Origin of the sequence: Erwinia oleae (genome assembly GCF_000770305.1) — a bacterium.
GTDB lineage: Bacteria > Pseudomonadota > Gammaproteobacteria > Enterobacterales > Enterobacteriaceae > Erwinia > Erwinia oleae.
Genome location: NZ_JNVB01000046.1, coordinates 17462 through 33742, shown reverse-complemented (window position 1 = coordinate 33742; position 16281 = coordinate 17462). Strand labels below are relative to the sequence as shown.

15 protein-coding genes are annotated in these 16281 nt (G+C 53.9%); 7 read left to right on the top strand and 8 right to left on the bottom strand.

What is annotated here, in order from left to right:
• The 5 genes from GS12_RS15070 to GS12_RS15050 form a co-directional block, all read right to left on the bottom strand.
• Positions 1-1576 (bottom strand): hypothetical protein (locus GS12_RS15070; RefSeq protein ID WP_152601418.1); only part of this gene is annotated, 1576 nt, incomplete at its 3' end.
• Positions 1577-1851: 275 nt separating this feature from the next.
• Entirely contained in the window at positions 1852-3456 is a 1605-nt protein-coding gene (locus GS12_RS15065; RefSeq protein WP_152601417.1) for a hypothetical protein, read from the bottom strand.
• A gap of 440 nt (positions 3457-3896) precedes the next feature.
• Positions 3897-4100, bottom strand: coding sequence for a hypothetical protein (locus tag GS12_RS15060; protein WP_034948466.1), 204 nt, complete (start codon positions 4098-4100; stop codon positions 3897-3899).
• A 288-nt stretch (positions 4101-4388) separates the two neighbouring features.
• Positions 4389-5159 (bottom strand): ABC transporter permease, encoded by a 771-nt coding sequence (locus GS12_RS15055; RefSeq protein ID WP_034912391.1) that lies wholly within the window; start codon positions 5157-5159, stop codon positions 4389-4391.
• Positions 5156-6082: an ABC transporter ATP-binding protein gene (locus tag GS12_RS15050; RefSeq protein ID WP_034912389.1), complete on the bottom strand. Its 927-nt coding sequence runs from the start codon at positions 6080-6082 to the stop codon at positions 5156-5158. The genes GS12_RS15055 and GS12_RS15050 overlap by 4 nt, the downstream gene beginning before the upstream one ends.
• Positions 6083-6189: 107 nt before the next feature.
• On the opposite strand from GS12_RS15050, the gene can reads away from it, so the two are divergent.
• On the top strand, positions 6190-6852 hold the full coding sequence (can, locus tag GS12_RS15045) for a carbonate dehydratase (protein ID WP_034912387.1): 663 nt from the start codon (positions 6190-6192) through the stop codon (positions 6850-6852).
• Positions 6853-6920: 68 nt separating this feature from the next.
• Here can and hpt read toward each other — a convergent pair whose 3' ends face one another.
• Complete coding sequence (hpt, locus tag GS12_RS15040) at positions 6921-7457, bottom strand: hypoxanthine phosphoribosyltransferase (RefSeq protein ID WP_034948462.1); 537 nt, start codon at positions 7455-7457, stop codon at positions 6921-6923.
• Positions 7458-7702: 245 nt separating this feature from the next.
• On the opposite strand from hpt, the gene GS12_RS15035 reads away from it, so the two are divergent.
• Positions 7703-8986, top strand: coding sequence for a cystathionine gamma-synthase family protein (locus GS12_RS15035; RefSeq protein ID WP_034948459.1), 1284 nt, complete (start codon positions 7703-7705; stop codon positions 8984-8986).
• 61 nt (positions 8987-9047) lie between these two features.
• Here the strand turns inward: GS12_RS15035 and GS12_RS15030 are convergent, their stop codons facing one another.
• Positions 9048-9746 carry a DJ-1/PfpI family protein gene (locus GS12_RS15030; RefSeq protein ID WP_034948456.1) on the bottom strand — a complete coding sequence of 233 codons (699 nt, stop codon included), beginning with the start codon at positions 9744-9746 and terminating at the stop codon, positions 9048-9050.
• A gap of 216 nt (positions 9747-9962) precedes the next feature.
• Between GS12_RS15030 and GS12_RS15025 the strand changes: the two genes are divergently transcribed.
• From GS12_RS15025 to GS12_RS15010, 4 genes are all read left to right on the top strand, one after another.
• Positions 9963-10940: an MBL fold metallo-hydrolase gene (locus GS12_RS15025; RefSeq protein ID WP_034948453.1), complete on the top strand. Its 978-nt coding sequence runs from the start codon at positions 9963-9965 to the stop codon at positions 10938-10940.
• Positions 10941-10968: 28 nt separating this feature from the next.
• Positions 10969-11880 (top strand): LysR family transcriptional regulator, encoded by a 912-nt coding sequence (locus tag GS12_RS15020; protein ID WP_034948451.1) that lies wholly within the window; start codon positions 10969-10971, stop codon positions 11878-11880.
• Positions 11881-12446: 566 nt separating this feature from the next.
• Positions 12447-13751, top strand: coding sequence for an MFS transporter (tcuC, locus tag GS12_RS15015; RefSeq protein ID WP_034948449.1), 1305 nt, complete (start codon positions 12447-12449; stop codon positions 13749-13751).
• A gap of 9 nt (positions 13752-13760) precedes the next feature.
• Positions 13761-14567 (top strand): substrate-binding domain-containing protein, encoded by an 807-nt coding sequence (locus GS12_RS15010; protein ID WP_034948446.1) that lies wholly within the window; start codon positions 13761-13763, stop codon positions 14565-14567.
• Here GS12_RS15010 and GS12_RS15005 read toward each other — a convergent pair.
• Positions 14518-15441 (bottom strand): LysR family transcriptional regulator, encoded by a 924-nt coding sequence (locus GS12_RS15005; RefSeq protein ID WP_034948476.1) that lies wholly within the window; start codon positions 15439-15441, stop codon positions 14518-14520. The genes GS12_RS15010 and GS12_RS15005 overlap by 50 nt on opposite strands.
• 183 nt (positions 15442-15624) lie before the next feature.
• On the opposite strand from GS12_RS15005, the gene GS12_RS15000 reads away from it, so the two are divergent.
• Entirely contained in the window at positions 15625-16263 is a 639-nt protein-coding gene (locus GS12_RS15000) for a glutathione S-transferase family protein (protein ID WP_034948443.1), read from the top strand.
• The last annotated feature ends 18 nt before the right edge of the window (positions 16264-16281 follow it).

Below are 16281 nucleotides of genomic sequence, written 5' to 3'. Positions count from 1 at the left end.
ACAGCGGCAGAATCGGCTGGTTTGTCGGGGCAGAGGAAGTACCGCTGCTTTGCATTTGATTTCCCCTCCGAAGATTGAGATCTCTATAGGCCTGCGAAGCGCGATTCTTTGCGCTGGTTGCCAACTCACCTGTCCCCTTCGCCAGACTACCTGCCCCACTTGCCAGAGAATTGTAGCCCTGCGTTGCCACCTTACCTGTCCCCTTCGCCAGACTACCCGCCCCATCCGCCAGCGTAGTGTAGCCCTGCGTTGCCACCTTACCTGCACCCTTCGCCAGAGTACTGGTTTTATCCTTTATCTCGCCGGTTTTCTGGCCCACCGCGCTGTTTACAATCTTATCGGCCACATAATCTACCGCTTCGTCGCCGTCGGCTTTAGCTAACGCCCCCGCAACCCCCTGGGCTGTATAGGCTACGGCTGAACTAAGAACATTAATCCCCTGATCTTTCGCAATCTCTTTACGATCGGTTAACATAGCCGCGCCAATTCGCCCGGTGAGCTGATCAACACCCGCTGAAGGGGCCGAACTCACTGCGCCGCTCACGCCAGGGTTACGGACAACGTTACGTAACGCATTGCTCCCTGCCACGAAGGCCGCTAGCGTTGTAATTTCGGCAATCATATCCCCTTTGGCAATATTCAGTACGCCTTTGGCATAATTTCGTGGTGTGAGCAGACTGCCCGCCAGCGTTTTCAGCCTTGCGCCGCCGTGAGCCATCTGCTGCTTAGCCGATGTCTCTTTTAGTGCCTTGTATTGGTCTTTCCAGTCGTTACGCCCTAACAGGTATTCCGGTCCGTGAGAAGCGCTAAACCTTTGCGTGAGCACCCCACCTGCTGCGCCTGCCGCCAGACTCAAAACATTACTGGTGTGGGAGATTGCCTGGGGATTATTCTGGCTTGCTACGGCAACACCGCCCACAACAGCATTACGTGCGTTAAACCCCTGCCCGCCTAACGGCGCGAGTTTCAAATTTTCACCCAATCCCTGACGCTTTTTCAGCACTTCCTGCATTACCGGCGCCAGTTTTTCGGCATCCGCCTCCAGCCAGAGCGAATCTTTCCCCGCATCAGCGCAGATCTTATCGAAAAACGCTTTAAGCGTCATTGCCGTTGCCGCATCTATCGCCCCACTTGCCGCCTCTGAGGCAACAGATGTACCGGAAAAATCAGCGCCTAATTTGTCAGCACCTAATTTAATGGCTCCCGCTATGGGGCCTGATACAGCGAAAGGAATGGCCTCCACTGCGTTTTTTACCGCTTTGCTGATATTATCCAGCGTCTCTCCCCAGGCCATCGTTTCAGCGAGGTCGTGCGGCGACTCCTCCATTTCGTGCAGTCCCTCTGCGCGATCCCGAATCAGGGCCTCCGTATTTTCGCCGATAATATAGTTGCTCAACTGCGTTGTGAGCACCTCAATGGCGCGCTCCCGGGCATCATTGGCTTCTGCCGTAGCCGTGGCCGCCTGACCGGTGTTGGTATGTCGGACGCGCGAGCTCTGGCTGGAAATATCCTGCCCGGTGGCATGAGAAGACGTCATTGGATTGGAATGAGGTGATGTGGAACCAATACCTGCCATAAAATTGCTCCAGTGTTCAGAAAATGGGTGACAGGCCATCGACCTGCCCGATTATCGTGTCAAAACCGGTGCATACAGATACAGCGTCTTCACGATTACATAGTGAGTGGTCACCAACGTAAAACAGGTCGAAAAAAAATAAGATTTACTTATGTTTCTTGATCTGTCTCATTAAATCCTGTTTTTCCAGAGCGACCAGGGAACAGCGGGATTGGACGGCTATTATCGATAGCGCGAGCGCCACCTGACGGCCTTCTCCCGCCGGTCTCTTTGCCTCAGGTGCCTGTGGTGGTGGGATTGGCATTACGCGGTCGCTGCATCTCTATATCATTCGTCTGGTTTTCAACTTTTCCGCGTATCAGACTGGCCATCCACTCGACAGAACTTGTCTTTGCCTTTGAAACCGCTTTGCCGGCTGGGGTATTCGCTAACTGATCGGTTTTTGCATCAACCCAATCGTCTTTTGCTGATGATGAAGGGCCAACCAGCGCGCCGGCGACGCCCTGAGCGGCATAGGCGACGGACGACATCGCAACATTAAGAAAGCGGTCTTTAGCGATAGCGCCTGGCGAAGAGAGCTGTGCCGCGCTGAGGCGATTGGTGATGGCATCAATTGTCGCTGTGGACGCAGAGCTGAGTGGCGCACTACCGACGGCATTGCGCACAACGTTACCCACAACATTTGCCCCTGCCACCCCGCCTGCCAGGGTGCCAATTTCCGCCAGCATATTCGGTGAGACAATATTGGCGACGCCTTTCACATAATTTTGTGGTTTTACGAGACTCGCGGCGAGGGTCTTTGTCCTGTCCCAACCGCCTGACGCCATTTGCCTGCCAATGCTGGTATCTTTGAGGGCCGTATATTGTTCTTTCCAGTCGGTACGACCTAAAAGGAATTCCGGGCCGTGCGTGGCGCTGGCCATGTTAGTCAACACGCCTCCTGCCGCCCCCGCCGCGAGACTCAGCCCGTTGTTGGTATTCGATACGGCATTGGGATTATTTTTCGTGAGGGCGGCGACAGTAGACGTCACGACATTACGTCCGTTAAAACCCTGGCCTCCCAGCGGCGCCAGCCTCAGGCGCTCGCCCAGGCCATCCCGATGTTTCAGCACTTCCTGCATGGCTGGTTCAAGTTTCGATGCATCCGCTTCAAGCCATTTGGTACCTTTAACCGTATCGGCAAAAACCTTATCGCCTACCGATTTCAGTACCATTGCCGTGCCGCCGTCAATGGCACCCGCCAGCGCTTCCATCCCTACCGAAGCACCTTCTACGCCCAATCCCAGTTTCATTGCGCCAGAGGCAAAACCCGAGATAGCAAAAGGGAATGCCTTCACCGCACCGCCTGCCAGTTCACTGATGTGGTCCATCTGTCGCGCTTTGGTCATATTGGCGGCAATACTGTCTGGCGTTTCACCCATGTCATGCAACTCTGCGGCGCGAGTATCTACAATCTCCTTGAGGTCGTTACTGCCGGGAAAATATTGCCGTAATTGCGTAGCGATCAGATTAATTTCATTCTGCTTTTGCACCGCAGCGGCTTTTGCCGTCGCCTCTGCTTTTGCGGCTGCCTCTGCTTTTGCCGTTGCAGCTGCTTTTGCGGCATCAGTGGTGGCTTTTGGCGGCAGTGTCTGATTTTTTGCCGGTGTAATCGTATCCGCTCCGCCAGGCGCGTTCTGAGTCGCGTTCCTGGATCCGCCTGCTGTATGACGATGATGACTGGCCGGATCCGCCGTCAGACTTTCTGGTTTATAGCGTCCGGGATAGCTGAAGTTCATCTGCCTTTCAGGAGGAGAAGATTGTTCCCCGCTGTAGTCCGGCCGCGATGTGTCGTTTTCTGCGGGATATCTCGAGGGAGGTAAACGGTTGATACTGGTCATAACTCTCGCTCCGGAACAAAGAAAGTGCGTCAGGCACCGGCCTGCCGACTGAAAATTTACCTCGTGCCAAACCCGGTGGATCCAGATACCAGTACAGCGTGTTCACGATTATGATGTAAGTGGTTACCAGCGCAAAAAAGGTCGTCAAAAAATAAGTCTTACTTATGTTTCGTGATCAACCTCAAACATTTTCTGCGAACCGGTCAGCGTGCTGAGCGCTTACCATCGTCAAAAACTATGATGCAATGTAAACACGGCAGAAATGAAATAAGGAGGGTAATATAAAAGATAGCAGAGTCAGAAATTACTCCGACTCTGAGGATGAGAATTTTGGCAGGCCAAATTTTATTATCTGTGAAGATAATAAATATGCTTAACATTTATTCCATTCAGATATTTCCGTGGGAATTGTTAAAGTCATCAGCCTTGAGGAGGTTTAATTAAAATTTAATCCCTAACAGACCAAAAATCCCCTGAATAAAAGCGGGCAGTGACTCTTTTGGCCAGGTAAAAATAGGGTGTACTGCATTTTCGATTTTATCGCCTACGCCTGGACGGCTGAAATCAGGATCAACGATACTACCGATACGGTCATAGATACCGCCGGAAACGTGTTTCAGATCTTCATGTTTAATCGCTTTCATTTTTTTCTTCCTTGTTGTTTTGTACTCATTAACGCCCTATTATTCGCATCAACAGAAATGATAATATTATCTGCCGTACTTTAGACGCGTCTTCTCAACTCAAAGCGATATTTCGAGTTAAGTATGGAGAAGGAGGCTGAATAAGTAAATCCGCGTTTTTTCGAAAATTTCAGCACAAAATCACTTGATGCACTGTCTGAAGTTTACGTTATTTATAAAAATTATTATCGCTAATAACAGAAAAAAAGCGAGCCTGACGGACTCGCTTGCTAACGGCTAAAAACGTGGTTATGTTCTCAGTCCTCTGCCGCGCTGGATCAGCACCCACACAAGTGCATAAAAAACCACAATAAACGCCACCAACACGCCCAGCGTAAACACTAACGGCACATCGTTAATACCGAGGAAGCCATAGCGGAAGCCGCTGATCATATAAACAATCGGGTTCAGTTTCGAAATCAATTGCCAGACAGGCGGCAGCAGCGTCAGTGAATAGAAAACTCCGCCCAGATAGGTTAATGGCGTTAACACAAAGGTCGGGATCAGGCTGATATCATCAAAGGTGCGGGCGAATACCGCATTGAGTAAACCCGCCAGCGAAAACAGAATCGCCGTCAACAGCAATGTTACCGCAACCATCAGCCACGAATGCACGTGAAAGGGAACGAAAAACAGCGAAATTGCCGTTACCAGAATACCTACGCAGATGCCGCGCGCCACGCCGCCGCCCACATAGCCAGCAATGATGACGTGCGTTGGCACCGGCGCAACCAGCAGTTCTTCGATGTTGCGTTGGAATTTGGCGCTGAAGAATGACGATGCCACGTTGGCATAGGCGTTGGTGATCACCGCCATCATGATCAGTCCCGGCACGATAAACTGCATGTAGGAGAAGCCATGCATCTCGCCGATACGCGAACCGATCAGGTTGCCGAAAATAATAAAATAGAGCGTCATAGTGATCACCGGCGGCACCAGCGTCTGTATCCAGATACGCGCAAAGCGGTTGATCTCTTTTCCCCAGATGCTTTTAAGGGCAACCCAGTACAAATGTGTCATGCTTTTTCTCCTTTGCGACCGTTCACCAGGTCCACAAACAGCTCCTCAAGACGGTTCGCCTTGTTACGCATACTCAACACCTGCACGCCCTGCTGGCTGAGCTGGCTGAATACGCTGTTCAGGCCCTGTTCGCGCAGCACTTCAACCTCCAGCGTCGCGGTATCGACCAGCCGGTACTGAAAGCCTTCAAGGTGTGGTAGCGGACTTTTCGCCGCCAGATCGAAAATAAAGGTTTCCGATTTCAGTTTCGACAGCAGCCCTTTCATGGTGGTGTTTTCAACCAGTTCCCCGCGTTGAATGATGCCGATATTGCGGCAGAGCATTTCCGCCTCTTCCAGGTAGTGGGTGGTCAAAATGATCGTGGTGCCTTTGGCATTGAGATCCTGAAGGAAGCTCCACATGGAGCGACGCAGCTCGATATCGACGCCCGCCGTTGGCTCATCCAGGATCAGCAGTTTGGGCTCATGCATCAGCGCACGCGCAATCATCAGGCGACGCTTCATCCCGCCTGAGAGCATCCGCGCTTTTTCGCTGCGCTTCTCCCACAGATCGAGCTGCTTCAGGTATTTTTCCGCACGTTTGAGCGCATCCGCCTTCTCCACGCCGTATAGTCCCGCCTGGCTGACGACAATCTGCTGCACGGTTTCGAACTGGTTAAAGTTAAACTCCTGCGGCACCAGGCCCAGCTGGCGCTTGGCGTTCACCACGTCCTGTTGCAGGTCGTAGCCGAAGACGCGCACCTTGCCCGCCGTTTTATTCACCAGCGAGCTGATGATGCCGATGGTGGTGGATTTGCCCGCGCCGTTGGGGCCGAGCAGCGCATAAAAATCGCCGGCCTCCACGTTCAGGTCAATGCCCTTCAGCGCCTGAACGCCGCCAGCGTAGGTTTTGGTAAGTTTTTCAAGTTCCAGTGCATAAGTCATAGGTTGAAGCGTGCCCTGTTTTATGTGGATTTTTTGTTAACCGTTTTAAATCGCGTCTCATTGGCCTATATTACTGCCACGCTTTTTACGTATTGGTCGACACTGACATGAAAGATATCGATGCTCTTATCAGCAACAATCGCGCCTGGTCCAAACTGCTGAAAGAGGAAGACCCGGGCTTTTTTGAACGCCTTTCACTGGCTCAGAAGCCGCGTTTTCTTTGGATTGGCTGCTCTGACAGCCGCGTTCCTGCCGAGCGTCTGACCGGCCTCGAGCCTGGCGAACTCTTTGTTCATCGCAATGTGGCTAACCTGGTGATACACACGGATTTAAACTGTCTTTCCGTGGTGCAGTACGCCGTTGAGGTGCTGGAAGTTGAACACATCATCATTTGCGGTCACTACGGCTGCGGCGGCGTGCAGGCGGCGGTGGAAAACCCGGAGCTGGGCCTGATCAACAACTGGCTGCTGCACATCCGCGACCTGTGGTACAAGCATAGTTCGTTATTGGGTGAGCTGCCGCCGGAAAAACGCTTCGATAAACTCTGCGAAATCAACGTGATTGAGCAGGTTTACAACCTGGGACACTCGACTGTGATGCAGTCGGCCTGGAAGCGCGGTCAGAAAGTGACCATTCACGGTTGGGTTTACGGTATTCAGGATGGCTACCTGCGCGATCTGGAAGTGACCGCCACCAACCGCGAGATCCTCGAACAGCGCTACCGTCACGGTATCGCCCACCTGCTCAACAATCTGCAAAGCCCTGAGTAACGCCAGGCGCCGCACAGTATACCAGGCCGACAGCATCGGACCTGGTTGTTTGTGCGGTGGCTGAATGCCTACTCTTCCAGCATAATCACGTTGCCCACGTAAGGCAGGTGGCGATAGCGCTGCGCGTAGTCGATGCCGTAGCCGACCACGAACTTATCGGGAATAGTGAAGCCCACGAACTCGACCGGCACATCCACTTCGCGCCGCTCCGGTTTATCCAGCAGGGTGCAGATAGCCAGCGACTTTGGCTCACGCAGCCGCAGGATTTCGCGCACTTTGCTGAGCGTGTTGCCGGAATCGATAATGTCCTCGACGATCAGCACGTCTTTACCGCGAATGTCTTCGTCCAGATCTTTCAGGATCTTAACATCGCGTGTGGAAGACATGCCGCTGCCGTAGCTGGAGGCGGTCATGAAATCGACCTCGTGGGGCACCTCAATTTTCCGGCAGAGATCCGCCATAAACATAAACGAGCCGCGTAGCAGTCCGACCAGCACCATCTCGCTGCCGCTGTCGCGATAATGTTCATTAATTTGCTGACCCAGCTCGTTAATGCGTTTGACGAGCTCCTGTTCGGAGATCATGATTTCTACAGTATGTTTCATAAATTGCGTCAATATTGTTGGTGAAACGATGAAAGCAGCGGAGTTTATCATATTTTGCAGTTCATTCGCTTCTTGCGGCGCAATCTTCTCTCCAGACGTACAGACTTCTAAATGTCTTTTTTGCAAAATTTAATAATGCTTTTTGTTTTAACATTAGAACGTTAATTCATTTACCGGCGTAATAACCCGCATGGTAACGTAGCGCAACTGCGTCGACCGGCGCAGTCGCGCCAACAGGAGAGAGCATGGCCTCCCAACATTCAAAGAAAACCCATATTGGCAACCGCGAGCTTCAGCCCGAAACGCAGATGCTTAACTACGGCTACGATCCTTCGCTCTCTGAAGGTGCCGTGAAGCCGCCGGTGTTCCTGACCTCAACCTTTGTTTTCAACACCGCCGAAGAGGGAAAAGATTTCTTCGACTATGTTTCCGGCCGCCGCGAACCGCCAGAAGGCGAAACCAACGGGCTGGTCTATTCACGTTTTAACCACCCCAACAGTGAAATCGTTGAGGATCGGCTGGCGATTTATGAACGCACCGATAGCGCCGCGCTGTTCTCTTCCGGCATGTCCGCCATCTCCACCACCCTGCTGGCATTCACCGAGCCGGGCGATGCCATTCTTCATTCGCAGCCGCTGTACGGCGGCACCGAAACTCTGCTGACCAAAACGTTCCGGCGTCTGAAGATGGCGACGGTAGGCTTTGCCGACGGCCTGAACGAAGCGTCGGTGCAGGCCGCCGCCGATGAGGCGATGAGGCAGGGCCGCGTCTCGGTCATTCTGATTGAATCGCCGGCGAATCCAACCAACAGCCTGGTGGATATTGCCCTCATTCATCGCGTGGCGGACGTTATCGCGCAGAAGCAGCGGCATCGCCCGGTTATCGCCTGTGACAATACGCTGCTTGGCCCGGTTTTTCAGCGTCCCACTGAGCACGGCGCCGACATTTCGCTTTATTCGCTGACCAAATACGTCGGCGGCCATTCTGATTTGATCGCCGGGGCGGCGATAGGTGATAAGACGCTGATTAAACATATAAAATCGCTGCGCGGCGCTATCGGTACGCAGCTCGATCCGCATTCGTGCTGGATGATTGGCCGTTCGCTGGAAACGCTGTCGCTGCGGATGGAAAAAGCCAATGACAACGCTGCTGCGGTGGCCGCCTTCCTGCGCGATCACAAGAAAATTGAGAAGCTGCATTATCTCTCTTTTCTGGATGCCGACTCAGCCGCCGGGCAAACCTTCAGCAGGCAGTGCAGCGGCGCAGGTTCAACCTTCTCCTTCGACGTGGTGGGCGGCGAAGCGGCAGCGTTTAAACTGCTCAACGCGCTCCAGCTATTCAAACTGGCAGTGAGCCTGGGAGGCACCGAGTCGCTCGCCAGCCATCCGGCCAGCACCACACACTCCGGCGTCCCTGCTGACGTCCGTGCGCGCATTGGCATTAGCGAATCCACCGTCCGCGTCTCAATCGGTATCGAAAACAAAGACGATCTGATAGAGGATCTGCGCCTGGCGCTGGATCGGGTTTAGCACGCCGCCTTTTTTAAGACGTTAATAATACGCCGCCGGGCCAGCATCTATGCTGCTGGCTCTACCGTTTAACCAGCTTACGACCGGCCGCTTCCGTCGCCAGTCGTCTTTTCTCAATAAACGGCGCAATCTGCTTTTTAGCCTGTTCGACAAGCGTCGCAGAGGCAACATCGGGGGAGCCGGAGGAAAATGGCGGTTCAGGGTTATATTCCATCTGTAACTGAATATGCTGCGCTGTGTCTGCTCCGTAGAGATCGGCAATCACGCTCAGGGCGAAATCAATCCCTGACGTCACCCCGGCACCGGTAATTCGGTTACGATCTCTGACCACCCGCTGATTCACCTGTTCCGCCCCAAGCAACGCGAGTTGGTCAAGAGAAGCCCAATGAGTCGTTGCTTTATATCCCTGCAAAAGCCCTGCCGCACCGAGAACAAGCGACCCCGTGCAGACCGAGGTCACTAACTTCGCGTTTTCACTGTGATGACGAATAAAAGAGAGTGTTTCATCATCATCCATCAATGTAATCTGGCCGGGCCCGCCCGGTATGCATATCACATCCAGTACCGGGCAGTCATCGAAGGTGTGGGTGGGTAAAATCCCCATTCCGCGATCCGATATCACCGGTTGCCGCGTTTTCCATATGAGATGAACACGGGCTTCCGGCGCTCTGGCGAAGACTTCATAAGGCCCGGTAAGGTCCAACTGGGTAAGACCAGGGAACAACAGCATGCCTATTGATAACGATGATGACTGGCTCATTGATAAACCTCTACGATGTCTGAACGCAACAGGATGAGTTTACGAAGAAAAAGGATGCAGTAGTGAATAAATACGCACCCGTTTTCAGAACAATGGCGTCGGGCAGCCCTTATTTCCTCCGACCTATCCATCACATGGATGGCGCCTATAAAAGCCGTAAAGCTTCTTTTATACCCTGGCGCGTTTTAAGTTAAGGTTTTAATCAGGAGCACACTTATGTTTATGTTAAAAAAAACCGCAGGTCTGATGCTGTTAGCGGGCACGCTGAGCCAGGCGCCCGGCGTTTATGGCGCCGTTCCCGGCCCGCAGCACGTTGTTGCGCAGCAGGCGGGTGGCTACAGCGTGCAGGTGGGTAAGATTCGCGTGACCTCGTTCACCGACGGCAGCGTGCCGCAGGATCTTTATGCGCTACTGCGGCATACCACGCAGGCCGATATCGACAGGCTGCTTGCCAGAAATTATCAGAGCAACCCGGTTGAGGCTTCAATCAATGCGTTTCTGATCGAACTTCCTGGCCATCGGGTTCTGGTTGATACCGGCTCCGGGCAGCTTTTCGGGCCGGGAAACGGCGGACGACTGATTGAGAGCCTGGCGACGAAAGGCATTAAGCCGGAAGACATCACGGATGTGCTGCTGACGCACGCGCATTCCGACCATTCCGGCGGCCTGGTGAAAGACGGCCAGCGCGTCTTTACTCGCGCCAGCATCTGGCTCGGTAAACCTGACGTGGACTTCTTCTTTAATGACGCAAACCAGAAAAAAACCGGCTATGACAAACAGTATTTCACCGTTGCGCAAAAGACCCTCAGACCTTATCTGGACGCCGGTAAGGTGAAAACCTTCTTGAATACCGCAGAGATTTTGCCAGGCATCACCGGCACTGTTCACCCCGGCCACACGCCAGGCTCCGCGTTTTACACGCTGACCAGTGCGGGCGAGAAGATAACCTTCGTTGGCGATATCATTCACGTTGCGGCCGTGCAGTTCCCACAGCCGGGCATTACCATCGCCTACGATGAAGATCAGAATAAGGCCGCCGCCGTGAGGCAAACCGCCTTTGCGCAGTTTGCCAGTCAGGGCGATCTGATTGCCGCGCCGCACCTGCCTTTCCCCGGTATCGGTCACGTTGCGGAGAACGATCGCGGCGGTTATAACTGGGTGCCTGTCACCTACACTAATCGCGCGGGCAAATAGCGCGCAACGCTATTGACGGAGCAAAGGAATGAACGGCTTTCCCGACATTGATACCGATCTTTTACTGGCGCTGGATGCGTTGCTCGCTGAGCAGAATATTACGCATGCGGCAAGCAGGTTGGGGATCAGCCAGCCTGCGATGTCTGCCCGGTTGACGCGCCTTCGCTCGCTGTTCGGCGAACGACTGTTTGTTCCTTCCCCGCATGGCCGCGGCGTGCTGCCCACGCCGCGCGCCGAAGCGTTGCGCCCGCTGGTCAGCCAGGTTTTACAGACGATGACGGCCATGCTGGCCCCTGAGACTTTTGATCCAACAAGCAGCAATCGAACGTTTGTTATCGCTCTGCATGAGAATCCGGCGTTGATGCTGGGCGCCGATTTACTGAACCAGATGACTCGCGCCGCGCCGCATGCCCGTCTGCGCTTTGCCCTGCCGGAGAAAGACAGGCTGGCTGGCGAGCTTGAGAATGGCGACATCGATATCTACATTGGTCTCAGCGCCAGCGCGCATGAATCCTGGATTGGCCGCAGGCTGTTTGAAGATACCTTCGCCACCGCGCAGCGTAAGCAGCATCCGCGCGGACGTGAAGCATTAGATGTGGATGCCTTCTGTGCCCTGCCTCACCTGATTGTCTCTTCCGAAGGCGACGCCTTTACCGGCTTTGTCGATCGGGCGCTCGCCGGAACAGGACGACGGCGCAGCGTGGTGATGTCAACGCAGAGCTACGCGATGGCGCCGCCCATCGTGGCGGAAACCGATCTGCTCTGCACGCTGCCGCGCAGGATGCTGCAACGCTTTGGCGAGACGCTGGATTTTTTCGAACCGCCTTTACCGCTGCCAACCATTTCCGTCAGCGTCTACTGGCATCCACGTAATAATGACGATCCGGCCAGCCAGTGGCTGCGTTCGCAGATATTTCTGGCGGCCGGCGTGGCTGATTAGCGACAGTGGTGTGGTGAGGCGCCGTAAATAATTCAACATGAGTAAAGAAGGTGCTTCAGGAATTTATTAAAACGCATTGACGCTGGCGTAAGATATCCGGTGCGTTGTAGGCAAGTTGCTTTTTTTGCAGGCTAATTTTTCAAAATTAAAATCGGTAAATATACTCCACACCATGAAAAATTAACAAAATGCGATCGTTCTCAACCTGTCACCACGATTCCGAAAAATTACTAAAATTATATATTGAATAGCTAAAAATAAGCGGTTATTTCCCGGCATTACACGCAGCCATCAAGTCATCACCCTACCTTCAACTGACCTTTACGCCCCCATCACACTATGACCTCCGTCACAAAACCGGTAAAAATGTTTCATAATTGTTAAATGCGTATTTTTGTCATCGCTTCGTAAACATCAGTAAAGACGCCGCATCAGAGAAATTTCACGGCAACTGATGCGCTTCACGCATCAATAAATCGATTAAATGCACTTATTAACCCGCTACTCTTGATCCAGTCTTTTATTACAGGCGCAGGAAAAGCGCCAATCAGTAACCGGAGAGAATAATGCAGACCACCGCTACCCCAACCGCCCGTTCGAAGGTCGGCGCGATTTTCCGCGTGACATCGGGCAACTTCCTTGAACAGTTTGATTTCTTTCTGTTTGGATTTTATGCCACCTACATCGCACACACGTTCTTCCCTGCAAGCAGCGAATTCGCCTCACTGATGATGACGTTTGCCGTGTTTGGCGCTGGCTTTCTGATGCGGCCGATCGGCGCCGTGATGCTTGGCGCATACATTGATAAAGTGGGCAGACGAAAAGGGCTGATTGTTACGCTATCAATAATGGCCGTCGGCACCTTTTTGATTGTGGTGATCCCCTCTTACCAGAGCATCGGACTGCTGTCTCCGTTGTTGGTGTTAATTGGCCGTCTGTTGCAGGGTTTTTCGGCGGGCGCGGAACTCGGCGGCGTATCGGTTTATCTGGCGGAGATTGCCACACTCGGTCGTAAAGGCTTCTACACCAGCTGGCAGTCGGGTAGCCAGCAGGTGGCGATCATGATTGCCGCCGTGTTGGGCTTTGCCCTCAATAACATGCTTGAAGAGTCGGCCATTCGTGACTGGGGATGGCGTATTCCCTTTCTGGTCGGCTGCATGATCGTGCCGTTCATCTTTATTCTGCGTCGCCGACTGGAAGAAACAGAAGAGTTTAAAACCCGGCGCAGCCATCCTGAGATGGGACAGGCTTTCCGTACGCTGCTGTGTAACTGGCAGGTGGTTATTGCAGGCATGCTGATGGTGGCAATGACCACTACCGCTTTTTACCTGATCACCGTCTACGCGCCGACGTTCGGCAAAAAAGTGCTCATGCTCAGCGCGTCCGACAGCCTGCTGGTCACGCTGCTGGTCGCCATATCGAATTTCATCTGGCTGCCCATCGGCGGCATGCTGTCCGACAGGCTCGGTCGCAAACCGGTGCTGATTGCCATGACGCTGCTGGCAATGGCAACCTCTTACCCCGCGCTTCGGCTGCTGGCTGGCGCGCCCAGCTTTTCCATGATGCTTGGCGTACTGCTGTGGCTCTCATTTATTTATGGTCTTTACAACGGCGCGATGGTGCCGGCGCTGACCGAAATCATGCCGGGCGAGGTCAGAGTAGCCGGTTTCTCGCTGGCCTACAGTCTGGCGACAGCGGTGTTTGGCGGCTTCACGCCTGCCATGTCTACCGGACTGATTCAGCTCACCGGCGATAAAGCCTCGCCGGGTTACTGGATGAGTTTCGCCGCCGTCTGTGCGTTCTTTGCAACGCTTTATCTCTATCGCCGCAGCACTGGCCAACTTCAGTCTGCCCGCAACTCAGTTGGATAAGGAAGAGTAATGAGAATTAAAACGCGTCCGGTAGTGTTGACCGCGCTGCTGTTCATCGCAGGTGGCACTCATGCACAGGCGAAGGAGATTACCGTCATGATCTCCGGCGGTTTCAAGGCCGCCTTAACGCAGCTCGCGCCACGTTATGAAGCGCAACATGGCGATAAAGTGGTGATCGTTTCCGGCCCGTCGATGGGTAAAACGCCACAGGCCATCCCCAACCGCCTGGCGCGCGGCGAAAAGGCTGACGTGGTGATTATGGTGGGCGATGCGCTGAAGACACTGGAGAATGATGGCAAAGTCGTGCCCGACTCTCGCGTGGAACTGGCGGACTCGTCGATTGGTGCCGTGGTAAAGGAAGGCCAGCCGAAGGTGGATATCAGTACGGAAGCGGCACTGCGCACGGCCCTGCTTAACGCCCAATCCATCGCCTATTCGGATAGCGCGAGTGGAAAATACATCAGCACTCAGCTGTTTAAAAAACTCGGGATCGAAAAAGAAGTGGGCAACAAAGCCCATCAGGTAGAGAGGATCCCGGTGGCATCCCAGGTGGCGAAAGGAACGTATCAGCTCGGCTTCCAACAGGTCAGTGAACTGATGCCCGAACATGGCGTAACCTTTATCGGCGAACTGCCGGACAGCGTTCAGTATATTACGCGCTTTGCAGGGGCGATCCCCAAAGGCGCCGAGAACGAAGCGGAAGCAAAAGCGCTGCTGGACTATCTTGCATCGACGGAAGCGCAAAAGATTGTGCACGAGACCGGTCTCAAGTCGGTGACGAATGCCCCGATGGCGGAGAAGCATGTTGTTCAATAATAAGCCGGGCCAGCTCGCCGGCGATATGCGATGGCGTCCTGCCGCTGCGCCTGAGCAGGCCCATCTCTCTTTTCACCACCGGATCGGTTAACAAAAGCCGGGTCAGCGCGTGATGACCTGAAAACGGTACAGACATCGCGGGAACGGCAGCAATACCGATCCCTGCTTCCACCATGCCGAGCTGAGTGGTGACGTGCTGCGTTTCACAAACGCTCGGGCGGGACGGCACAATATGCCCCACCACCCGATCGAGCAGGTTTCTGTTCCCCGACGTTTTATCCAGCCTGACCCAGTCATACCGATAAAATTCTGCCCAGCTAATACTTTCCCGACCAACCAGTGGATGATCGTGGCGGCAGGCGACGACATAGGTGTCCTCAACCAGCGAAATGAATTCGATATCCGGCTGCGGCGAACCGGAGAAGCTGATGCCGAAATCGGCCTCGCCGTTAACCACGGCGTTGTAGACGTCGCCAGCACTGCTGTCGATAAGCTTGATGCGCACGCGTGGATACTTCTGCTGAAAACGCACGATCGCATCTGGCATAAAATATAAAGCCGCAGAGGGTACGCACGCGACGGTAATCAGCCCGCTGCGTGTCTGATCGACCTCGCTGATATCAGAGACGACGTCTTCAAAATCCGCCAGCAACCGCTCCGCCCGTTCGGCGAAGGTGCGTCCCACCAGCGTCAGGCTGACGCGCCGCGTGGTTCTTTCAAACAGTTTTACGCCGAGCGCGCTTTCCAGCTTGTCGATTCTGCGACTAAACGCGGACTGAGAGAGACAGATTGCTTCACCCGCCTTGCGGAAGTTGCCGTGCTTAACCAGCGCACGGAAGGCGTAGAGATCGTTCAGATCGACACTCATCGACATGTTTTGAGCCACCTTTGCCAGAGAGTAGTGTATATAAGCAAAATAACCGGCTTTCGCAAGCCGGTGCGGCGGCAAAAGCATGCTGATATTTCAGCAGTTCGGTCGGAATGGGTATACCTTTACTCTTTCCATATCGTGCAGGCGAGCTTAACCGCACGCAATATTCATCCACCAGGAGGCAATATGTTAACCGTTTGGGGCCGTAAAACCTCGTCCAACGTGCAGGCGCTGATGTGGTGCATTGGTGAAATGAACCTGCCGTATAAGCGGCATGATATCGGCCATCGCTATGGCGGCACCGATACCGATGCCTTCTTCGCTCTGAATCCTAATCGCACCATTCCTGTTCTTCAGGATGGCGACAATCCGCCCCTGTGGGAAACCGGCGCGATCCTGCGCTATCTGGCAAACCGCTATGCCCGCGGTGATTTCTGGCCGGAGGATCTATTGGCGAAAACGGAGGTCGATCGCTGGATGGAGTGGTCGAAACTGAATATCGCAGGAGCATTTACCGCACCCATCTTCTGGCGCGTGGTAAGAACGCCTGCGGAAAAACGCGATCCGACAGCAATCCGTGAAGCGGTAACGGAGCTTGAGCAGCGGTTTGACATCGCTGAAGAACGTTTAGCCACACGAGCTTTTCTGGTCGGTGAGGCGTTCACGCTGGCTGATATCCAGTTCGGCCACGTACTTTATCGCTATTATGATATTGAGATTGTGCGGAAACCGCTGCCAAATCTGCGCGCCTATTATGAGCGATTAGAGGCGCGCCCGGCTTTTCGCGAGCATGTCATGGTGTCGTACGAGCCGCTACGCGCCTGATGTGACTACGCCGCCCTG